This is a genomic window from Leptotrichia sp. HSP-342 (genome assembly GCF_041199995.1).
Lineage (GTDB): Bacteria > Fusobacteriota > Fusobacteriia > Fusobacteriales > Leptotrichiaceae > Leptotrichia > Leptotrichia mesophila.
The window spans coordinates 901,425-923,631 of the sequence record NZ_CP165646.1; the positions used below are offsets into that span (position 1 = coordinate 901,425).

At 31.3% G+C, this 22,207-nt stretch carries 25 protein-coding genes; 13 read left to right on the forward strand and 12 right to left on the reverse strand.

Annotated elements, in window-relative coordinates:
* Positions 1-23: 23 nt before the first annotated feature.
* Positions 24-614 carry a lysozyme inhibitor LprI family protein gene (locus AB8B23_RS04505; RefSeq protein ID WP_369713639.1) on the reverse strand — a complete coding sequence of 197 codons (591 nt, stop codon included), beginning with the start codon at positions 612-614 and terminating at the stop codon, positions 24-26.
* A 171-nt stretch (positions 615-785) separates the two neighbouring features.
* Between AB8B23_RS04505 and AB8B23_RS04510 the strand changes: the two genes are divergently transcribed.
* The 5 genes from AB8B23_RS04510 to AB8B23_RS04530 all read left to right on the forward strand — a co-directional run bounded on the left by AB8B23_RS04510 (position 786) and on the right by AB8B23_RS04530 (position 5,279).
* Positions 786-1,763 (forward strand): tRNA dihydrouridine synthase, encoded by a 978-nt coding sequence (locus AB8B23_RS04510; protein ID WP_369713640.1) that lies wholly within the window; start codon positions 786-788, stop codon positions 1,761-1,763.
* A 102-nt stretch (positions 1,764-1,865) separates the two neighbouring features.
* Entirely contained in the window at positions 1,866-2,357 is a 492-nt protein-coding gene (locus AB8B23_RS04515; RefSeq protein ID WP_369713642.1) for a YhcH/YjgK/YiaL family protein, read from the forward strand.
* A 47-nt stretch (positions 2,358-2,404) separates the two neighbouring features.
* Positions 2,405-3,367, forward strand: a complete 963-nt coding sequence (locus AB8B23_RS04520) for a S66 peptidase family protein (RefSeq protein WP_369713644.1) — start codon at positions 2,405-2,407, stop codon at positions 3,365-3,367.
* Between the two features lie 51 nt (positions 3,368-3,418).
* The gene (locus AB8B23_RS04525; protein ID WP_369713646.1) at positions 3,419-4,402 is read left to right on the forward strand and encodes a dipeptidase; all 984 of its coding nucleotides are present in this window, start codon (positions 3,419-3,421) and stop codon (positions 4,400-4,402) included.
* Complete coding sequence (locus AB8B23_RS04530) at positions 4,395-5,279, forward strand: MurR/RpiR family transcriptional regulator (RefSeq protein ID WP_369713648.1); 885 nt, start codon at positions 4,395-4,397, stop codon at positions 5,277-5,279. The genes AB8B23_RS04525 and AB8B23_RS04530 overlap by 8 nt, the downstream gene beginning before the upstream one ends.
* Before the next feature lie 76 nt (positions 5,280-5,355).
* Here the strand turns inward: AB8B23_RS04530 and AB8B23_RS04535 are convergent, their stop codons facing one another.
* The 9 genes from AB8B23_RS04535 to AB8B23_RS04575 all read right to left on the reverse strand — a co-directional run bounded on the left by AB8B23_RS04535 (position 5,356) and on the right by AB8B23_RS04575 (position 13,003).
* A complete protein-coding gene (locus AB8B23_RS04535) occupies positions 5,356-6,411 on the reverse strand; it encodes a hypothetical protein (protein ID WP_369713649.1) in 1,056 nt (351 codons plus the stop codon).
* A gap of 2 nt (positions 6,412-6,413) precedes the next feature.
* Positions 6,414-6,878, reverse strand: a complete 465-nt coding sequence (locus AB8B23_RS04540; protein ID WP_369712759.1) for a hypothetical protein — start codon at positions 6,876-6,878, stop codon at positions 6,414-6,416.
* 59 nt (positions 6,879-6,937) lie between these two features.
* Entirely contained in the window at positions 6,938-7,819 is an 882-nt protein-coding gene (locus tag AB8B23_RS04545) for a transketolase family protein (protein ID WP_369712760.1), read from the reverse strand.
* A 225-nt stretch (positions 7,820-8,044) separates the two neighbouring features.
* Positions 8,045-8,863, reverse strand: a complete 819-nt coding sequence (locus AB8B23_RS04550; protein WP_369713650.1) for a transketolase — start codon at positions 8,861-8,863, stop codon at positions 8,045-8,047.
* 83 nt (positions 8,864-8,946) lie between these two features.
* Positions 8,947-9,996 carry a PTS fructose transporter subunit IIC gene (locus AB8B23_RS04555; RefSeq protein ID WP_369713651.1) on the reverse strand — a complete coding sequence of 350 codons (1,050 nt, stop codon included), beginning with the start codon at positions 9,994-9,996 and terminating at the stop codon, positions 8,947-8,949.
* A gap of 18 nt (positions 9,997-10,014) precedes the next feature.
* Entirely contained in the window at positions 10,015-10,329 is a 315-nt protein-coding gene (locus AB8B23_RS04560) for a PTS fructose transporter subunit IIB (protein WP_369713652.1), read from the reverse strand.
* Between the two features lie 33 nt (positions 10,330-10,362).
* Positions 10,363-10,869, reverse strand: a complete 507-nt coding sequence (locus AB8B23_RS04565; protein WP_369713653.1) for a PTS sugar transporter subunit IIA — start codon at positions 10,867-10,869, stop codon at positions 10,363-10,365.
* Positions 10,870-10,900: 31 nt separating this feature from the next.
* Positions 10,901-11,698 carry a histidinol-phosphatase HisJ family protein gene (locus AB8B23_RS04570; protein ID WP_369713654.1) on the reverse strand — a complete coding sequence of 266 codons (798 nt, stop codon included), beginning with the start codon at positions 11,696-11,698 and terminating at the stop codon, positions 10,901-10,903.
* Positions 11,699-11,743: 45 nt separating this feature from the next.
* Complete coding sequence (locus AB8B23_RS04575) at positions 11,744-13,003, reverse strand: class II D-tagatose-bisphosphate aldolase non-catalytic subunit (RefSeq protein WP_369713655.1); 1,260 nt, start codon at positions 13,001-13,003, stop codon at positions 11,744-11,746.
* 324 nt (positions 13,004-13,327) lie between these two features.
* Here AB8B23_RS04575 and AB8B23_RS04580 point away from each other — a divergent pair, with 324 nt between their 5' ends.
* A complete protein-coding gene (locus tag AB8B23_RS04580) occupies positions 13,328-14,056 on the forward strand; it encodes a gamma-glutamyl-gamma-aminobutyrate hydrolase family protein (RefSeq protein WP_369713656.1) in 729 nt (242 codons plus the stop codon).
* A gap of 74 nt (positions 14,057-14,130) precedes the next feature.
* Here AB8B23_RS04580 and asnA read toward each other — a convergent pair whose 3' ends face one another.
* Together asnA and AB8B23_RS04590 are read right to left on the reverse strand one after the other, a co-directional pair.
* Positions 14,131-15,147: an aspartate--ammonia ligase gene (gene asnA / locus AB8B23_RS04585; RefSeq protein WP_369713657.1), complete on the reverse strand. Its 1,017-nt coding sequence runs from the start codon at positions 15,145-15,147 to the stop codon at positions 14,131-14,133.
* A gap of 55 nt (positions 15,148-15,202) precedes the next feature.
* Complete coding sequence (locus AB8B23_RS04590) at positions 15,203-16,006, reverse strand: DUF4037 domain-containing protein (protein ID WP_369713658.1); 804 nt, start codon at positions 16,004-16,006, stop codon at positions 15,203-15,205.
* 174 nt (positions 16,007-16,180) lie between these two features.
* Here AB8B23_RS04590 and nikA point away from each other — a divergent pair, with 174 nt between their 5' ends.
* From nikA to AB8B23_RS04625, 7 genes are all read left to right on the forward strand, one after another.
* Complete coding sequence (gene nikA, locus AB8B23_RS04595) at positions 16,181-17,302, forward strand: nickel ABC transporter substrate-binding protein (RefSeq protein ID WP_369713659.1); 1,122 nt, start codon at positions 16,181-16,183, stop codon at positions 17,300-17,302.
* Positions 17,271-17,759, forward strand: a complete 489-nt coding sequence (locus tag AB8B23_RS04600) for an ABC transporter substrate-binding protein (protein WP_369713660.1) — start codon at positions 17,271-17,273, stop codon at positions 17,757-17,759. Before nikA ends, AB8B23_RS04600 begins: the two co-directional genes overlap by 32 nt.
* A gap of 62 nt (positions 17,760-17,821) precedes the next feature.
* On the forward strand, positions 17,822-18,760 hold the full coding sequence (opp1B, locus tag AB8B23_RS04605; RefSeq protein WP_369713661.1) for a nickel/cobalt ABC transporter permease: 939 nt from the start codon (positions 17,822-17,824) through the stop codon (positions 18,758-18,760).
* On the forward strand, positions 18,761-19,564 hold the full coding sequence (opp1C, locus tag AB8B23_RS04610; protein WP_369713662.1) for a nickel/cobalt ABC transporter permease: 804 nt from the start codon (positions 18,761-18,763) through the stop codon (positions 19,562-19,564).
* Between the two features lie 18 nt (positions 19,565-19,582).
* The gene (locus AB8B23_RS04615; RefSeq protein ID WP_369713663.1) at positions 19,583-20,383 is read left to right on the forward strand and encodes an ABC transporter ATP-binding protein; all 801 of its coding nucleotides are present in this window, start codon (positions 19,583-19,585) and stop codon (positions 20,381-20,383) included.
* A gap of 27 nt (positions 20,384-20,410) precedes the next feature.
* A complete protein-coding gene (locus tag AB8B23_RS04620) occupies positions 20,411-21,205 on the forward strand; it encodes an ABC transporter ATP-binding protein (protein WP_369713664.1) in 795 nt (264 codons plus the stop codon).
* A gap of 70 nt (positions 21,206-21,275) precedes the next feature.
* The gene (locus AB8B23_RS04625; RefSeq protein ID WP_021744099.1) at positions 21,276-22,169 is read left to right on the forward strand and encodes a LysR family transcriptional regulator; all 894 of its coding nucleotides are present in this window, start codon (positions 21,276-21,278) and stop codon (positions 22,167-22,169) included.
* The last annotated feature ends 38 nt before the right edge of the window (positions 22,170-22,207 follow it).

The window sequence follows — 22,207 nt, forward strand, 5'->3', positions numbered from 1 at the left end:
TTTTTCCTTTCTGTAAAAAATCATTACTCCATATTATCGTATATTCTAGCAAATTTAATTAATCTGTCTTTTGTAAGCTCTTGATAAGTCAATATTTCAACATTTGCACCAGCTCGTCCACCCATTCCAGGATTTCCATCCTCACCATTATTCGAATTTTCTACTTTCTTTTTTCTATTTTTTATCCATTGTCTCTGTTCATTTCTAAATTCAATTTTTCTACTTTCAGACATTCTTTCTCTTATCAAATTATAAACTTTTGTAAGTTCATCATCCAGCTTTTCATTAAGCTTTTCATTTGCTTGTGTTTCTTCTACGCTCCAACCATATTCTTCACTTACTTTGTCTCTTGCAGCTTCATAATCTGCAATTCTATCTTTTACTTTATATTCATAATTTTTTATTTTTGGTTGTAAAGTTTTTTCTTCTTTTTTTATATTTGCAGTATTTTCTTGAGCATTTTGTTGCTCTTTCTGTTTTTTTAATATTTCTGCATTCTCTTTTTCTAATTTTTCTACTTTTTTCTCCAATTCAGAGTTTTTATTTTGACAAGATAAAATCAAAAATAATGGCAAAATAATAGTTAATTTAACAATTATATTTTTTACTTTCACAAATTTCCTCCGATTTATAAAATTATTAACAAAACATTATTTTTTTCTTCGATATTTATTATACTATAATTTTAAAAAATGTCAAATTCTAATTTTATTCGAATAATCTTTCTAAATTTGATTTTTTTTCATTTTAAGTATATAATGTAAAATAAAAAAATAGGAGAAAAAATGAAAATATATACTGCCCCAATGGCTGGTACTACAGATTATTCCTTTAGAAAGATACTTGAAAAATTTGAGCCAGATTTTTTATTTACAGAAATGGTAAATGCTAATTTACTAAATCGTGAGGATGATACTACAATAAATGAACTTTTAAAGTGTGATGATAAACAGCGAACTGGAACACAAATTTTTGGCGGAGATAAGGAAGAATTGATTTCAGGAATTTTAAAACTGAAAAATTTGGGATTCAGAAAAATTAATATAAATATGGGATGTCCACAGCCTAAGATTATAAAAAATGGGGCAGGCTCAGCACTTCTTAAAAACTCTAACTTAGTTGATCAGGTTCTTTTGGAAACGCAAAATATTGGTGATGAAATTTCGATAAAAATACGTGTTGGCTATAAAGATTTTGACAATCCTGAAATTTTTTTGAATTTAGCAAATAAGCATAACCTTGATTTTATCTGTGTGCATGGACGAACTCAAAAACAAATGTATTCTGGAACTGCCAACTGGGAAATTGTTGAAAAACTAAGCAAAATGCCAAGAAATATAAATTTTTTTGGAAATGGCGATTTATTTGAGCCTACCGAGATAAAACGAAAAACATCCTCCTGCAATCTTGACGGTATAATACTTTCACGTGGAATAATCGGTAATCCTTGGCTAATTCCACAAACAAGGGAATTTCTGAACATTGGCAAAATAAACACAATTCAAACTTTTGATGAAACAAAATCGATTGTGTTGGAACATTTGCAAAATATTATGAAACATAAAGGCGAAATGAAGGCTGTGCTTGAAATAAACAAATTTTTACGTCCATATTTTCAAAAATTTTGGGATAAAAATCTAGACAGAAACAGTGAATTTGCAGTGATTGAGAACTTTTATGATGAAAATCTAAAAACAAAGATTGATAAAATTATTTTGGAAAAAGAAATTTTGAAAAAAATAAATATGATTAAAATGTTATAAATAAAGTTTTAAATAAGTTTTTTTATTGAAATTTTTAATAAAAAAGGGTATAATCACAGTTGAGAAGTAGCTGTGATTTTATTTTGAAGGAGAGTGCAAGAAATGATTTTTACAAATGTGAATGATGAAATTCAAAACAAAAGTTTAGCAAAGGATATTCAATTTTGTATTGAATTTGCGAAAAAAAATGAGAATAAAATTTTATCGCTTGTAAATGGAAGTTATGATATTGAGTATAATGATATCAAAATGAATGTCGGAAAATATTTTACAAAAAGTGAAAATGAGAAATTTTGGGAAAGCCATAAAAAATATCTTGATGTTCAGATTATGATTAATGGAACTGAAAAAGTTTCAGTCGGAGATATGAGAAATATGGATATTAAAAGTTTTGATGCTGAAAAAGATCTAGTAATTCTGGAAGGTGAAAAAGCATTTGATATAATTATAACAACTGGAGATGTTCTTGTATTTTTCCCAAATGACGTTCATAAGCCAGAACTTAATGTTTCTGAAAATGATAATTCTGGGAATATAAGAAAAATTGTTACAAAAGTTGTTTTTAAAATTGAAATTAATGAAATGAATATTTAGAAAAAAACTTTATAACTAAAGAAAATAATAAAAAAGGAGTTTTAAAGATGTATTTTCCAGAGCCATTGAAACAAGGAGATAAAGTGTTTTTAGTTTGCACTTCTTCACCTATTTTTGCAGGAGATATTGAAAAATGTAAGAAAACTGTGAAAAACTTAGGTTTTGAGCCAATCTTAGGAGAAAGCCTTTTTGAGAATATTGGAGGATATATGGCGGGAACGCCTGAAATTAGAATAAAAGATTTGCACAGAGCTTTTTCTGATGATGAAATTAAAGGAATTTTTTGCGTGAAGGGCGGATTTAGCGCTTCGCAACTTTTGGATAAGCTGGACTACCAATTGATAAAGAAAAATCCTAAAGTTTTTGTGGGTTATAGCGATGTTACAAATTTGAGCATTGCTTTCAATCAGAAGTGTAATTTGGGAGTTTTTCATGGGCCTATGGTAAAATCAAATATGTTTAATGATTTTAATGAGTTTACAAAAAAATCTTTTTTTAATGCCTTGAATAAGAAAAAAGGAGAAAAGTGGAAATTTGAAAATCCAACAGATGAAAAAACTGGAGCAGAAAAAGAAACTTTACTTTTGTATAAAAAAGATTTTGAAAATAAAAAAATAAATGGTGAATTAACTGGTGGAAATCTTTCAATAATTGTTACAACTTTGGGGACTGATTATGAAATTGATACGAAAGGGAAAATATTTTTTATTGAAGAAATTGAAGAGGAAATCAGCAGAATTGACAGAATGATGACACATTTGAAATATGCTGGAAAATTTGAAGACTGTAATGCGGTTTTGTTAGGTAATTTTGCGGGCTGTGAAAATACTTATGGAGAAAATTATGAGTTAATCGATTTTTTAAAAGATTTTTTCAAGGATTATGAAAAACCTGTAATTTATGGACTTGAAAGTGGACATGAAAAGCCTGACTTGATAACAATGCCGATGGGAGCAAAATGTACTTTGAAGATTAATGAAAATATAAATGAAATTTATTTTGAAAAATAGAAGTACAGAAAATAGTATAAATAAATTTACATAGAAAGAAGGAAAAAATCAATGTTTTTTGATATGCATGCAGATGTGTGGACAGATAATTTTTGGGAATATCAGAAGGGAAATAAAGATGTTATTAGAAATAAATATAAAGAAAAATTCTTAAAAGGAGGTCTTTCTGGAGGAATTTTTGTTATTTATTTGAATGTAAATGAAGTGGAGAATGCTGAAGAATATTTTTTTGCAGATTTGCGAGCAATGACTGAGGAATTGTATCATGCAAGAGATTTGATAAAGGTTATAAAAGAGCCATCTGATTTTAAAATTTTTGAAAATTGGAAAACTACTAAGGAAGAAGATAAAAAGTTTGGAGTTATGCTTGGGATAGAAGGGCTTCCAGGGATTGGAGATAAACTTGACTATATTTATTTATTAAATCAGCTTGGTGTGCGACATATTGGAATGACTTGGAATGAAACAAACGCTTTTGCAACAGGGCAGAGCGGAGATAAAAACAGGGGATTGACTTCACTTGGAATTGATGCTGTGAGAATAATCAATGAATTGAGAATCCTGCTTGATGTTTCACATGCCAATGATAAAACATTCTGGGATATTGCCAAATATTCTAAAAAGCCTTTTTTTGCTTCACATTCTAATGCCAGAAGCCTTTGTCCGTCAATGAGAAATTTGACTGATGATCAAATTTTATGTATTGGTGAGCGTGGGGGAATGGTCGGAATGAACAGTTACCATAATTTTGTCAGTCAAAATGAAAATGAGAAAAATCTAGAAATGCTTTTAAATCATTTAGAGTATGTAGCTGAAAAAATTGGACTGGATAAAGTTGGATTTGGACTTGACTTTGCGGAATATTATACTCCAGAAGGAGTAGAAGCTGACGGACTTCTTGGTCTTCACGATGTTACAGAGTTAGGAAATGTGAAAAAAGCCTTGAAAAAAAGAGGATATTCCGAAAATGATATTGAGATGGTAACTTATAAAAATTTTATTGACTTTTTTGGAAGAGTGAGAGATTATGAATAATAAACGACTAGAATTAAATAAAAATTATGAAAGTAAAATCAGGGAAGTGTATGGAGAGTTAAGAAAATCTGAACAAAAGGTTGCAGATTATGTATTGCAAAATAAGGAGAAAATTTCAATAATGGGACTTGAAGAGGTCGCTAAACAATCTGATGTCAGTACACCAACAGTCATCAGATTTACAAAGGCATTGGGATATGATGGCTTTAAGGAATTTAAAATAGAACTGTTGAAATCATTGCCTCAAAATGATGAAATTAAGAATGATAAAATACTTTTAGATTTGCATGTCAACAAAAATGATAAATTGGAAGATTTACCAATAAAAATAATTGGTTTATCAATCAAGGCACTAGAAGATACATTGAAGTTTTTAAACTATAAAGACTATAGAAAAGCTATTGAATTAATAACAAATTCTAATATAATTGATATATATGGTGTAGGAAATTCTGGAAGTATTGGAAATGACTTTATGAATAAGCTTACACGTGTTGGTATAAATTGTCGTACTTATTCGGATAACCATCTTCAGCAACTTTGTGCCTGTCATTTAACTGAAAATGATTTGGCAATAGCAATATCTCATTCTGGCGGAACAAAAGATACTATTGATGCTTTACATATTGCCAAGGAATCTGGAGCAAAAACTCTTGTACTAACAAATTTTAAGGCTTCCAAAATAACAAAATATGCAGATATTACTTTATTTACAGGAGATACGGAAAAGACATTTTACAGTGAAACAATGTCATCTAGAATATCACAATTAGCATTAGTAGACATGCTTTATATGGGAATACTACTAAGTGATTATGACAAATATACAAAACGTCTGAATAAAGTTAATAATTTATCAAAGTTTAGAACTTATTAAAAAATGCAGGGAGCATTATCAATCTTCTCCCTGCTAAATTTTATAGAATAGATTAATTTTTATTTTTTATTTTTTCTTAAATTTCCATTTTTTCGTATTTTTTTAAATAATCTTTCAATTCTTCTAAAATATCATTCCCCATTCCTTCTTTTTCTGCTTCTATATTAACGCACAAAAGTGGTTCGTGCAGTGATAATCTGATTAAAAACCAGCTTTTTTGACCTACATTTACTCTTACACCTTCATAGTTAGGACTTTCTAGGCTCCAATCTTCTTTTTTTTCAGCATATTCTCTAAAGTTTTCCACAATTTTTTCTCCACAAGCCCGAAAATCTTTATCTTTTATAGGAATTCTTATTTCTATTTCCTCAACAGGCTCAGGCAGCTCATTCAAAACATCTGTAAATTCAACTCCTTTTTCCCTGCTCTCCACAAGCTGAATCAAAAGCCTTGCAGCCATGTATGCTCCATCATCAAGAAAATAATTTTCTTTAAATGCGGCATGTCCTGACGTTTCTATAGCAAGAGGAGAATACTTTCCTTCATTATTCAGTCTTATAGATTCGTTTATTACGTTCTTGTATCCTCGCTGGAATCTGTGGTGAATCCCGCCACGGTTTTCTATAAACTTTTTTAGCCCTGCCGATGTAATCGAATCTGTTACAATTATCCCACCAGAATGTTCTTTTAACAATATTTCACTAAGCAATGCGATAAGGTTATTTCTGTTAATTTCACGTCCATTCTTATCTATAAAGGCACTTCTATCTCCATCTGCATCAAATATTATTCCAAAATCTGCATTATTATCAAGAACTGCTTTTTTTATTGATTCTATCGCTTCTTTTTCTTCAGGATTCGGAATATGATTTGGAAAGTTACCATCAGGATTTAAAAATTGGCTTCCAGCAGTATCTCCACCTAGAACTTCTATTACCTTTTCAGCAAAAAATCCCGCAGCTCCATTTCCTGCATCTATCACTATCCGTAGGTTTTTTAGAGGCTTGTCCCCTTTCCCAATTTTATTTTTTATTAGTTCGCATATATATGAAGCATAGTCATCTGCTAGATTTTTTACAATTTCTAAACCTTTTTCTTCTTTAATCAAATTTTCTTCTTGTTTTTCAGCCATTTCTAGAAATTCATTGACATCACTTTTTTGAAGCCCCCATTTTTCGTAAAAAATTTAATTCCGTTGTAGCAGCTCGGTAAATGGCTGGCAGTTATCATCATTGCGCCATCAGCTTTATAATCCTCAAATATTGTAGTCATAAATAGTGATGGTGTTATTGACATTCCGCAATCATATACATCAATTCCCATTTCCATCAAAGTTTTTCTTATAATTTCTGAAAATTTAGGTCCTGTATGCCTTGCATCGTGCCCAACTGCCACTTTAATCTTCCTGTTTTCACTCTTTGCTATTTCATCACATTTTTCAGTTATCCAAAGCCCAAATCCTTTTGCTATGAACTCAACTTTCTTTTCAGATAAATTAATGTCCTTATCCTCGTATTTTGAAACTATTCCCCGAATATCAGTCCCGCTTACCATATTTTTTAAATCCATAAAAATACCTCTCTTTTTAAGTAAAGCCATACCTATTCTCCTCATTTTGAAAATTGGTATGGCTTTTCTATTATTGTTCACTTAATTTACTATTTTAAATTATTCAGCACTGTTTGTGCAATATCCTTCGCTCTAAGCCCATAATTCGTAAGCATAGTCTCCCCATCTGCACTTTGTCCAAAAACATCCTGTATTCCATGTTTTACAACTTTTGTCGGATGAACTTCTGATAAATATTCTGAAACTGCACTTCCAAGTCCCCCAATTACAGAATGTTCTTCACTTGTTACAATAAATTTACATTCTTTTGCCGCTTTTAGAACTGTTTCTGTGTCTAACGGCTTTATCGTAGAAACATTTACCACTCTTGCTTTTACTCCTTTTTCTTCTAGTAATTTTGCTGCTTCAAGAGCTTCTGATACCATAAGACCAGTTGCTAATATTGCTACATCATTTCCTTCTCTCAAAGTTGCAGCTTTCCCTATTTCAAATTTATAGTTTTCATCAAATAATACTGGTATATTCAGTCTTCCAAGTCTTACATATACAGGCCCTTCATATTCAGCCACTGCAAAGACCATTTTTTCTGTTTCTACTGCATCTGCTGGCGATAGCACTACCATTCCTGGAATTGCACGCATTAATGCCACATCCTCAACTGACTGGTGCGAACCTCCATCTTCTCCTAACGAAACTCCTGCGTGAGTTGGACAAATTTTAACATTCAATTGTGGATATGCCACCGAGTTTCTAATCTGATCAAAAGCACGTCCCGCCGCAAAATGTGCAAAAGTTGAGGCAAACGGTATTTTCCCAGTCGTTGCAATACCTGCAGCTGTTCCAATCATATCAGCTTCTGCAATCCCAACATTTATATGTCTTTCTGGAAACTCTTTTTTAAAATATGCGGTCATTGTTGATTTTGACAAGTCTGCTTCCAGTACCACCACATCTTTATTTACTTTTCCCAATTTAACTAACGCTTCTCCATAAGCTACTCTAGTTGATTTTTTTCCATTCTCATATTCTCCTATTTTTTATTTCATTATTTTTAAAAACTTTCTCATACTATTCCACAAGCCAGGGTTAGTGCATAGCACTTTCGCCATTCTCTTTAATACACCATTATTTAAATATGTTAAAATAACTATTATTGCGAAATGAAGGGAAATGGCGTTTGATTTCCCTTGCTATTATTAACTCAATTCTTCCATTGCCTTCTTATATTCTTCATCATTTGGAGCAGCTCCGTGGAATCCAGCGTTATTTTCCATAAATGAAACACCTTTTCCTTTTACAGTGTTTGCAACTATTACTGTCGGCTGTCCTTTAACTGTTCTTGCTGTGTCAAAAGCATTTATGATTTCTTCATAATTGTGTCCGTCAATCTCGATTACATTCCATTTGAATGCCTTGAATTTTTCCCCAATCGGAGCGACATCCATTACATTCGAAACTTTTCCATCAATCTGTAAATTATTATAGTCAACTATCGCAACTAAATTGTCAAGCTTGTAATGTGCAGCTGTCATAGCCGCTTCCCAAACTTGCCCTTCCTGTAATTCTCCATCTCCTAAGATTGTATAAACTCTGTAGTCATTATTGTAAATTTTTGCACTCAAAGCCATTCCATTTGCTGTAGACAGTCCTTGCCCAAGTGAACCTGTTGACATTTCAACTCCAGCCAGTTTTTTCATGTCAGGATGCCCTTGAAGCGGAGAGTGCCATTTTCTAAGTGTTGGAATAAGATTTTTCCCTTCATATCCTAAAAATCCTTTTTCTATCAAAGCCGCATACAGTGCAGGAGCAGCATGACCTTTACTAAGAACTAATCTGTCTCTGTTTTCCATTTTTGGATTTTCTGGGTCGATGTTCATTTCCTTCCAGTAAAGCACAGCCAGAATATCAGCAATTGAAAGTGAACCTCCCGGATGCCCTGATTTTGCCCTATAAATCATTTCAATAATATCTTTTTTCAATATTTTTGCTTTTTTTTGCAAATCTTCGATTTTCATAAAAACCTCCTAAAATTAATTATTAGAAAAAGTGCTATCATCTCATATAAAGTGACGAGTAATCAAGCACTAATTCTATTTATTTAATTTGTTTCTTCATCTAAATCAGACTTCATAAAATGAAGTATCGCAACAGATACCAATGTACCAATAATTATGGCGAGCATAAACCATAATTTTCCTCTTACAACTGGTAGAATTACGGGTCCTCCGTGCGGAACAAGCGCTTCAACATTGTTAATCATACCAATGGCTCCACCTACAGCACTACCAATTATTATTGCGGGTAATACTTTTTTCATGTCTTTTACAGCAAATGGAATAGCTCCCTCCGTTATTCCGATAAGTCCCATAAATATAGCTGATATTCCAAGATCTTTATCTTCCTTTGTATATTTTTTACGATCTATCAGTGTTGAGATCCCCATTGCTAAGGGTGGAATAGCTACTGCAATTCTATGAGCTCCATTAGGTGTATAGATATTTTCTGCCATAAGTGCTAATGTAAATGCTGTTGCAGTCTTATTAATAGGTCCTCCCATATCTACAGCAGTCATTGCACCGATAATAAGCCCTAATATTATTGCACTTCCACCTTGCATAGTTTTAAGTGAGGCAATCAGCCAATTCATAAATAATCCTATTGGTACAGCAATAATGTAAATATATGTCATTCCTAAAATAAACGTAGTAACAATAGGAATTATTAAAATTGGCATAAGTGTACGTATAGTTGCTGGAACTTTCCATTTTTTACACCAGTTTACAAAATATCCTGTTGCAATTCCTAATATCATTGCACCTAAAAAACCTGTTTTAACTTGTCCAGCTCCTATTGGATTATTTGCTATATAACCCAGTATCATTGCTGGTGCAAGTGCTGGTTTACCTGCAATTGAATTTGCGATAAATCCTGATAGTAGTGGTATCATTATAGCAAATCCTGCTACTCCCAAATCATTTAAATTTTTCATAAACTGATTCGTTATTTCCATTCCTGTGTCTGTTGGCTTTCCCGTTGACAGCGCAATTGCTAAAAATACTCCTCCAACTACCACCGAAGGTAACATATAGGAGACTCCCGTATTGAATGCCTTTTGTAAATCTTTTAATAATCTATTATCCTTTGACATTGTAATCAAACTCCTTTATTATAATTTTTCAGCTTTATCAATTATATTGCTTGTGTTTTTTATTGCTTCCCCTGGATCAACTCGGATAACTTTTCCTTCCGCTTCCTTTTGCTCAAATCTGTCTTCTCTATCTATTCCGATAGCAATAGCCAATATTACAGCATCTGCATTATCAATAGTTTCTTGTTCCAGTTCATTTTCTATTCCCATTCCACCTTGTGTTTCAACTTGTACATCATAACCACGTTTTTTACATTCCTTTTCAATCGCCGCCTGTGCCATATATGTATGTGCTATTCCCGTTGGACATGCTGTTACTCCTACTATTTTCATAATTTTCACTCCTTGTATAATTTAATTTTTTTATTATCTGTTTTTTGATGAATATTTTTTTATTGTTTCCAGTGCTTCTTTTGCAGTCTGCACTTTTTCAAGTTTTTCCCTAAAATCATCTTCCAGAATGGAAGTTGATAATTTTATAAGTATTTCCAAATGTTCGTTCCCTGCCTTTTGATCAGGAACTGCAATCATAAATACATATTTTACATTTTCATCGTCAGCCCATTTTATTTCGTCTTTCAATCTTGCATAAGCTACACTTGCCTCTTTTACATACTTGCATTTTCCGTGTGGTATTCCATATGAAAAGCCTACTGCGGTAGAAAAGGAGTTTTCTCTTTCCCATAAAGCGTTCAAAAATCCTATTTTTGGTTCATTTTCTGCCTTATTTAGCCTTCCTTCACGATGTATCATATCCGCAAGTTTTTCAAGGACTTCCGTTTTATCCTTTGCATCTAAATCTAAAGCAATAAGGTTTTCATTTATTAAATCATTAATATTAATCATAATAGTTTTCCTTTCTATCTTTTCCATATTAATAAACCTCATCACTGTAAACAGGATTCTAAATTTTTATTTCAATTTTTTTTCTTTTATCAAAGGTGTAGACTTTTTTAAATCCTATTTCTTTTAAAAGGTTTGACATTTTTTTATTATTTTTGGATAAAGTTTCACAAGCGTGAGAATCTGAGCCTATTGTAATAATTTCTCCACCCAGTTCTCTGTATAGCTGTAGTACTTCTGGCTTGGGAAAAGGCTCGCTAACGCTGTTTAAATATCCTGAACCATTTATTTCCAGTCCTATACCCCGTAATATTGCTGTTTTTAAAATTTTTTCAATAATTTCTCTATAATCTTCAAATTCATAATTTCCAAAACTTTCATATGCGTACCGTTTCATCAAGTCCAAATGTCCGATTACATCAATGTCGGAAACTGATACCATTTTATAAATTTCTTGAAAATATTCATAATAAAGTTCATATTTATTTTTTCCCTGCATATAAAGCCGCAGTTTTACCCCATCTATATTGTGTACAGATCCTATTATAAAGTCGAGCTGCATTTTAGAAGTCTGGAGTATTAAATCTGAAACATATTCCTTTAGGTGAGGTTCTCCAATTTCAAGTCCCATTTTTATATCCAGCTGTTTTCCAAATTTTTCCTGAGCCTTTCTTACCTCATTTTCATATTTTTCATAATCCAATACTCCATAACTTACATCTCTGGGATCCACACTAAAGTGTTCTGTAAAGCAGATGGCATAATCTCCAATTTCTATCGCCCTTTTACACATATCTTCTACAGAACTCTTTCCATCAAATGAGTTGGTAGAATGAACATGATAATCAATCACTTTCATTTTATTTTTCTCCCATTATTTTTTGTTATTTCTTTTCTTCAATTGTTATTTTTTCAGTCTGCTTGTGTATCCTGTCAAATTAAATGTTTCAACATATCTGTCAAGTGATTCCTGCAATTTGTAAATTACATATTTTTCTGCATCTACACCAGCTTCAGACAGATTTGCAAACAAGTCTTCAATTTCCTTTTTAACGTTGTCATTGTTAAATGTATAGTGTCCGCTAATGTCTGTTATTACAGTTATTATTTCTTCATCCTTTAAAAGATCTTCAGTTGATTTTGAAACAGTGTCGTCTGTCATCCATTTCTCCCATCTTCTGCTTGCCACTGATTCTCTTCTTATGCAATCCTTCAAGTTAGATTTTTTAGAAATAAGCCTTTCATTAAACAGCATTTCTTCAAGTTCAACCAATTTCAGATATGCTCTAGTTTCAACTGTACCGTATTCTGGAGCCACGTTCATTGCAGTAATTCCCAATGCAGGATGTGCCAAAAGAATTCCTTCATCCTGATAATCTCCATTGTGTTCCTTTAACCCAACTTCATATTTTTCAGCAACTGACGACAAATCTATAGAGGCTTTTGCATTAAAATGTCCCACATTTTCGGTAAGTCTTGTCAATGTTCCAGTTTGTCCTACAATGAAACATGGATGTGGAAGTCCGTTATCATCCAATTCTTTCATAAGTTTTTGGATAAAGAATTCATAAGATTCTACTGATGTAAGCCCACCGTTTGTTTCTTCTGTTCCCACCTCATAACTTATTTCAGGTAATCCTCGAGCAATTCTTTCCTGTTCAACAAATTTGATTAATTCAACAGTTCTTCTAAGTACAACATTCATATCAATTACTTTACCAACAACATATGGATCTTTTGTCGGATCAATATGTAATAAGTCAAATCCATTGATCAAATCTTCAATATATGATTTTTTTCCAAGTTTCATAGCTTCATCTTCAGGTAAATGTTCCTTTCTTTCCTTATCTCTTTGCCAAGGTCCGCCATGATCTCTACACAAATAGTAAAGTCCATCGAATCCAATTTCTTTTGAAACTTCTTTTATTGCATCTGAAAATCCTTTTTGATCCCAGTTACAAACATATCCTCCACCAAGTTCTTTAGCATCAACCTGATTTCTGCTTGCAATAAACATTAATGGAAAATCTTTTTCTTTAGCCAACAAAATACTAGCTTTTATTAGCATTTTAGACATAGGTCCAATTCCTAGCATTGTAGCTCTTTCAGATTTTTTCAATTTTAACCCTTTTTTTACCACTTCTGATAAAGTCATTTTACTCATAATATATTCCTCCCAAAAAATTATTTATCAATATTTTAATTTTCTATCTCATCTTGATATTATTATAACGCATTTTTATACAAAGTCAATATATTTTTGTAAAAAAAGTACAAAAATTTGAAAAAACAAATTAGGAAGTCTATAAAATCTAACTTTTTCTTGACAATAAAAATTTTTATCAGTATAATTTGTTTGTTAATAAAAAATTACTATTTTAGTGAGATTTTGGTAAATTCTTTACAATCAAAAATAATAAAATAGATCTTTAAAAATCTAATTTCAATTAAATTTAAATATATAAAATTAAAGAAAGGAACTTAATAAATGAACAATAAAAGAAAACCAATTATAGGAATTACTACTTCGCTGGAATTAAATCCAAAAAGATTGAATGATCACAAGACAATAGTTTCTGTGGATTACAGTAAAGCAGTTATAGATGCTGGAGGAATACCGTCTATTTTGCCAATAACAGAAAATATGGAAGTTATAAGGGAACAAATTCAGCATTTGGATGGTCTTTTACTTTCTGGGGGAGGGGATCCTGATCCAATTTTATATGGAGAGGACTGTCTGCAGGAAGTCGGGAGCATTACGCCAGAGCGTGATAAATTTGAACTTACAATTTTGGATGAGTTTATGAAAACTGGAAAGCCTATTTTTGGGATTTGCCGAGGATTACAAATTGCAAATATCTATTTTGGCGGAAGTTTGTATCAAGATGTAAAATATATAGACACAACTGTCAATCATATGCAAAAGTGGCTTCCTGACTTGCCTACACACGATATAAATATTGAAAAAGACAATATTTTATTCGAAATTTTTGGTGAAAAAACAAGAATTAATTCTTATCATCATCAAATGATAAAAGATTTGGGAAATAATTTGACTTCTATTGCAAAAGCGAATGATGGTATAATAGAAGCTTTTCAAAACAAAAATCATAAATTCTTTTACGCAGTACAATGGCATCCTGAAATGATGGCAGTTCGTGGAAATGAGAAAATGCAGAAGATTTTTGATAAATTTATTGAAAGTTGTGGAAAATAATTTAAATTTTAAATAAAAAAGTGAAAAACTAAAATTAATTAGTAATTCACTTTTTTTATTTCGGATTTTTTATTTTAGTACCATAAAAGATTAATTCCATTTTCTTTACATTCTTTTACGATTTCAGGAGTCCAAACTGAAGCCTGAACTTCCCCAATGTGAGCTTTTTGTAACAAGAACATACAAATTCTCGACTGTCCGATTCCTCCACCGATTGTTAACGGTAATTCATTATTTAAAAGCATTTTATGAAAATCAAGATTTTTTCGTTCCTCTAAGTTCAATTCTTTCAATTGACGTTCTAACGCCTCTTTATCTACACGGATTCCCATTGATGATAATTCTAACGAACTATCAAGAACTGGATTCCACATAATCAAATCTCCATTTAGTTCCCAATCATCATAATCTGGAGCACGTCCATCGTGTTTTTCTCCTGATTCTAACACTTTTCCAATTTGCATAATGAAAATTGCACCATTTTCTTTTGCAAACTTATCTTCTCGTTCGTTCGGAGTCAATTCAGGATATAGATTTTCCAGCTCTTGAGAAGTAATAAATGTTACTTCCTTTGGCAAAAATTTTTCAAATTTACTAAATTTATCTGTCAATTCTTTTTCTGTATTTAAAAAGACTTGATATATTTTTTTTACTGTTTCTTTTAAAAAATCTAAATTTCTATCCTCTTTTGAGATAACTTTTTCCCAGTCCCATTGATCCACGTAAATTGAATGAGTGTTATCTAGATCTTCATCTCTTCTAATGGCATTCATATCTGTGTAAATACCTTTTCCAGCCTCTACACCATACTGCTTTAATGCAATTCTTTTCCATTTTGCAAGCGAATGCACAATTTCCAATGTAGCATCTGGCATTTCTTTCATTTCAAAAGCCACAGGACGTTCAACTCCATTTAGATTATCATTAATCCCAGCAGACTTTCTAACAAACATAGGTGCTGAAATTCTTGTTAAATCCAATGATTTTGCAAGTTCTCTCTCAAAACAGTCTTTCGCCACTTTTATGGCAATTTCTGTTTCCATAATTCCGTATTTGGAATCATAATTTTTTGGAATTATAATACTTGACATATACTCTCCTTCTTTCTCAGTTTTTTTATTCTACTTTTAAATGGTATCAAAATTATTATTTATTGTCAAATTTTTCTATATTAAGTAATTTTTTTACATTATTTACAATATTTTGTATAACTTCCATTAATAAAGATTGATTTTCTTCTGAATACATATGTGAAAAAAGAGAATTTAGATTTTCTTCAAAGTTTTCAGGCAAGATTTTGCATTGTTTTTTGCAAAGTTGAATTAAACGTTTTTCGCCAGGGTGTGTTATCTCGTTTATTGCGAATAATAAGTCAAAATATGAAGCTAGAAATTCTGTTATTCTGTGATTTATACTGACAAAATCTTTTCTTGAAATTGCTTTTTTTATTTGATTTGGGTATGCTGGCATTGAAGAGTCTATTAATTCCAGCTGTCTTTTTATGATGTTTTCTTTTAGCTGTTTTGGATAGTTTATGGTATATTTGTTTTTGTATTTTTCAAGAGTTCCGTTTTTGTCATATAAAATTTTGCAGGTAATTAGATTGTGCCACATGCAGGTTGTGTAAGAATTGCTTGGCTGATATTCAGCAATGACTCTTTCGATACCTTTCATAAAGTCTTTCATATCTCGGTAAAGAATATCAATTTCGATTCCGTTATTTAGGACACAATTATCTTCGTATTCCCAAAAGCTGTTTCCAATTTCCATATAACTGCAGAATTTTTTTAGAATATTTTTTCTTTTTTCTTCACTAACTGGGGAATTTACGTAAAGATACACATCATAGTCTGACTTTTCATCATAATTTACTCCCGCTCGTGAACCTCCCAATGCAATTGCCTCAACTTCTTCTAATAAAGATAATTCCTTAAATAATTGTTCTACCATTTTTTTCCTCCTAAAATTATACTAATAGATATATTTTATCACTAAATATTTGATTTTTCTATAATTTTTTATTTGATTTAAAAATTTTTATAAAAATAATCTGATTATCAAAATAAATGATAATATAATATTTTTGATATAAAAATATTTGATTATAGGAGGATATATTCTAAAATGAAAAAAAAGAAAAATTTTAAATTTTTATTATTGTTGACAGGAATTTTATTGTTTGTGCTGTCTTGTGGAGGAAATGTCAGAAAAAATGCCAGCAAGGACGAGATTGTTGCAGCTAATTTCAGGGATATTCGTGACTTGAATCCGGATAATTATGCTGGAGAACTGTATGCACAGAATATTTTATATGAAGGGCTTGTAACAATTAATAAGGATGGAAGCATTGCACCTCAGCTTGCTGAAAAATGGGAAATTTCAAAGGATGGACGTGAATATACATTTCATCTGAGAAAAAATGTAGTATTCTCTGATGGAGAAAAATTTGATGCAAAGGCTGTAAAAGCTAACTTTGATGCAATTATGGAAAATAAGGATAGACATGGATGGCTTGAAAGTGTACGACTTTTTGATGGATTTGAAACGCCTGATGACTATACATTTAAAATAAAATTGAAGGAACCATATTATCCAATGCTAATTGAACTTGGGTCAATACGTCCATTCAGATTTATTTCACCTAAAGCTATGAAAAATGGGAAAAGTATAAAAAATGGAGTAGATAAATATGTTGGAACAGGACCTTATGTGCTAAAATCAAATAAAACTGACGAGGAAGCTGTTTTTGAAGTGAATGATAAGTATTGGGGAGAAAAACCAAAAATTAAAACAATTCGTGTAAAGGTTATTCCTGAAGAGCAAACTAGATCGCTTGCACTTGAAAAAGGAGATATTGACATCGTGTTTGGGCGTGATATGATCGATAGCGAATCATTTAAGAAATTTAAAGATAAAAAAGGATTTACCGCTATGATGTCTGAACCTGTAGCAACAAGAATGATGCTTGTAAATACAACAAAGGGAGCATTAACTGACAAGAATATACGTAAGGCATTGCAACATGTACTTGATAAAAAAGAAATTTCTCAAGGGATTTTTGAAGGAACAGAAACCCCAGCTGATACAATCCTTGCAAAAACAGTCCCTTATGCAAATATTGATGTGCCAGTTTACAATTATTCTTTAGATGAAGCAAAAAAATTATTAGATGCGGCAGGATGGACAGCTGGAGCTGACGGAAAAAGACAAAAGGATGGAAATAATTACATTGAATTACAATGCTGACAGCGTGAGCGAAAAATCAATTTCAGAATACTTTGCTCAACAGCTAGCTAAGATTGGTGTTGAATTGAAGACAGTTGGGGAAGAGGAGCAGTCTTACAGAGATAGAATGAAAAAAGGAGATTTTGATATTGTATTCAATATTTCATGGGGAGTACCTTATGATCCGCAATCATTCTTAGGTGGTATGAGAAAACCAGTTTATGGAGATTATGCAGCACAGCAAGGATTATCTCAAAAATCACAAATTGATGATTCTATTCTAAAAGGCTTGAAAACTACAAGTGAAACTGAAAGAGCTGAATTATTTAAATATGTTCTGACAACTTTACAAGATGAGGCTGTTTATATTCCAATAACTTATGAAACAAATAGAGCAATCTTTAATGATAGAGTTCAAGACGTTAAATTTGGTACATCGCTATATGAAGTTCCATATTATTCAATGAGTTTAAAATAAGGTAAGTGAAGAATATTTTTAATATAAGTATTTGTTTTATATTAGAAAGGAAATCTAATTAAGTGAAAAAATATATAATAAAAAGAATTTTAATATCAATTCCGTTAATTATTGGGATTACTTTTATTGCGTTTTGTCTTATAAATCTGATTCCGTCAGATCCGGCAGAAGTGGCTTTACGTGTAAATGATATTACTCCGACAGAAGCTGATATTCATAGAATGCGTGAGTTGCTGAGATTAAATAGACCATTTTTACTCAGATATTTTGACTGGTTGTGGAAAAGTCTGCATTTTGACTTTGGAATTTCTTATGTAAATACGAATAGGAAAGTTGCAGATGAAATTGCAAGAACATTACCAGTTACGTTAAAATTAGCCGGAATTTCACTTGTTATGATACTTGGCATAAGCATTCCAATTGGAGTGCTTTGTGCTGTTAAGAAAAATAGTTTTTTTGATAAAATTATAAGAATAATCGTATTTTTCGGAACTGCAATTCCAGACTACTGGCTATCACTAATTTTATTGTCAATTTTTGCATTAAAACTAAATATGTTTCCAATAAGTGAGGCAAGTTCGATTTCAGGCTATATTTTGCCTGCCTTTGCACTCAGTATGAGCTATATTTCCACATATATTCGATTAATTCGGACAAATATGATAGAAACGCTAGAAGAAGACCATATTTACTATGCAAAAGTGAGAGGACTTTCAAAAAAATCAATAATTTTTAAACATGCACTAAAAAATTCAATTCATTCTTCGTTAAATGTGCTTGGAATGAGTATTGTAAAATTAGTTGCAGGAACGTTTATAATTGAAAATATATTTGTGTTGCCTGGAATTGGAAGACTTTGTGTTCAGGCGATATTTGGACGTGATTATCCAGTAATTCAAGCATATATATTACTTATGGGAATTTTATTTGTTGGATGCAATTTGCTGGTGGATATTGTGAGCTGCTGTATTGATCCAAGACTTGCGGAAACGGAGGCGTAAATGTTGAAAAAGATATTAAAAGACAAAGTGGCATTGGTATGTCTAATTATCCTCGTATTAATCATTTTAATGGGAATTTTTGCACCGATTATTTCTACATACAATCCACTTGAAGGAAGCATTACTCAAAAATTTAAAAATCCATCATTTAAGCATTTGCTAGGAACTGATTATTTGGGACGTGATACATTTACAAGGCTTATTTATGGAGTTAGAACGACTTTACTGCTTTCTATTGTTACAATGATTCCAACTATTTTGATAGGATTATTTGTGGGACTAATTTCTGGATATTTTAGGGGAATTGTGGATGAAATTCTTATGAGATTTTGTGATGTGATGATGTCGTTTCCGAGTCAAATTATGATTCTAGCTATAGTTGGTGCTTTGGGAATAGGGATTAAAAATGTTATCATTGCAAATATCGCTGTAAAATGGATGTGGTATGCCAGAATGATACGTGGAAATGTAATTCGTCAAAATGATAAAAACTATATTCTTTTTTCAAAGACAATTGGAGCAAAAACTTCTTACATTTTCAGAAAGCACATTATTCCAATGATAATGCCTGAATTAATTGTATTAATAACGCTGGATATGGGATGGCTAATTTTAAGCATTTCAACATTATCTTTCTTAGGACTGGGAGTGCAGGCTCCGACACCTGAATGGGGTGCAATGCTAAGTGAAGCCAAAAATGTAATTGCAACAAAACCAGAACAGATGCTAGCTCCTGGACTTGCCATTGTAATTACAGTTACAGTCTTTAATTTGCTAGGAGACAGTTTTAAGGATAATAAATAAAAGGAGTTCAAGCATAAGATGAAAATATTGGAAGTAAAAAATTTGGTAATAAAACTGAAAAAAGATAATAGGGAAATAATAAAAAATATTAACTTTTCAATGGAAAAGAACACTTGCCTTGGTATTCTGGGAGAAAGCGGGAGCGGGAAAAGTGTTACGTGCAAGTCAATTTTAAATATTTTGAATAAAAATTTTGATGTAAAAGGGAAAATTATTTTTGATGGAAAAAATCTGCTTGAGTGTAAGGAAGAGGAAATGAGGGAAATTCGTGGGAAAGAAATTTGCATGATTTTGCAAAATCCGATGACTTCATTTGATCCTTTGTACACAATTGAAAATCAGATGGTGGAAACTTTTTTGGAACATATTAAAATTTCAAGGCAAGATGCTGTGAATTTGGCGAAAGAGTCGCTTGAAAAAATGCGGCTAAAGGATATTGATAATGTTTTAAAAAAATATCCGCACGAACTAAGTGGCGGAATGCTGCAAAGAATAATGATTGCAATAGCCATCGCATTAAAACCAAAATTAATCATAGCCGACGAGCCAACAACTGCTATTGATTCCCTCAATCAAAAGGATATTATTGAAGAATTTAAAATATTAAAAAATGAGATAAACGTATCAATATTATTTGTAACCCATGATTTAGGAATTTTATCCTATTTGGCAGATAATCTGATTGTAATGCAAAATGGGAAAATTGTGGAAAGTGGTACAACTTCTGAAATTATAAATAATTATAAGCACGAGCATACAAATTTTTTGATTGAAACACGGCGAGCCTTGATGAAAAAATTTAAGGAAGTAGCTGATTAAGCCATTTGATGAAAGTGAGAATAAAAAATGGAAGAAAATAAAATAAACAAAAAAAATAATATTTTACTAAAAGTTTCAAATATTACTAAGAGTTATACTGAAAAGAAGTTTTTGAAAAAAACTGTAAAAAATGTGTTAAAAGATGTATCATTTTCATTGGAAAAAGGAAAATGTCTTGGAATTATCGGGGAAAGCGGAAGCGGGAAAAGTACGCTTGGGAGAATTTTGACTGGAATTGAAAATTCCGATAGTGGATTTGTAGAATTTGAAGGGAAAAATATTCATAAAAAGGAAAATAAAGAAATAAAAAATGATATAAGTATTGTTTTTCAAAATTATGTTTCTTCTGTAAATCCTAAATTTTCTATTGCCGAGATTATTTCTGAACCTTTGATAATTGAAACAACAATGAAAAAAAATGAAATTAATGAAGAATTAAAAAATTTGATAAAAGATGTGGGACTTTCTGAAGAATTTTTAGAGAGATTTCCAAATGAACTAAGCGGAGGACAGCTTCAAAGAGTGTGCATAGCAAGGGCAATCGCAACAAAGCCTAAGTTTATTATGTTAGATGAGGCTGTAAGTTCACTTGATGTGTCTACACAGGTGGAAATTTTGGATTTATTGCAGAAATTGAAGAAAGAGTATAATTTGTCGTATATTTTTGTAACGCACGATTTGCTTACGATAACTTATATTTGCGACAGCGTAATATTTTTTCGCAATGGAAAGATTGAAGAGGAAATATCTGATATAAAAAATTTAAAAAATATAAAAAAAGATTACTCAAGAAAATTGATTGATGCAGTAATAGAATTTTAATGTTTACATTCACAAGATAAAAATGTTATAATTAACAATATAAAAAATATATGATTGGAGAGAAACAAGTGTGGATGTACATCATTTAAAAATTTTCTTTGAGGCGTGCAAGGAAAAAAGTTTTACAAAAGCTGCAAAAAATTTATTTATAAGTCAATCTGCGGTATCAATACAAATAAAAAAACTGGAAACAAAACTTGGAATCCAGCTTATTGAAAGAAATTCTAAAAATTTTAGGTTGACTTTTGCGGGAAAAGAGCTTTATCGAATGTCAAAGGATGTTTTTGACAAGATTTTGCGAGTGGAAAAGGAAATGGAAAAAATTTCACATTATGGCAAAGGAAAAATTTGCATAGGGGCGACTCATAATATTGGAGAGCCTGTACTGCCAAGAATTATGGTGGAATTTAAGAAGCATAATCCTGAAATTGAATTTGATTTGTATATCAAAAATCGTGAATCCCTTGTAAAACATCTGAAAGAAGGAACAGTTGACGTTGCTTTAATGGAGGAATATTTCATTGAAGATAAGGAAATAAAAGTTATTGAAACTGAGGAATATCCTTTTGTCGTTGTGGCAGGGGAAAAAATATCAGATTATAATGAATTAAAGGAAATGCAGCTGTTAAAGCGGGATACTGTATTGACAAGCAAATACTTGGATTTATTTGAAAAAATAATAGGATTTAATTTTGAAAACAGAATTGTCATAAATGGAAGTATCGAAACGATGAAAAACCTTATAAAAAGTGGGCTTGGTTTTGCCGTTCTGCCGTATTACAGCGTTTATGAGGAAATCGAAAAAGGCACATTAAAAGTAATTCATAACTTTGAAAAATCTGAAGATAAGTTTCAAATTGCCTATATCCGTGAAAATGGAGAAAAACCTGGAATTTCCAAATTTGTGAAATTTGTGAAGGATTACAAAATTACACCAGCATTATTTTCAGTAAAAAATAAATAGTAATTTAAACAGATAATTTATAAATAAATTTTAGGAGG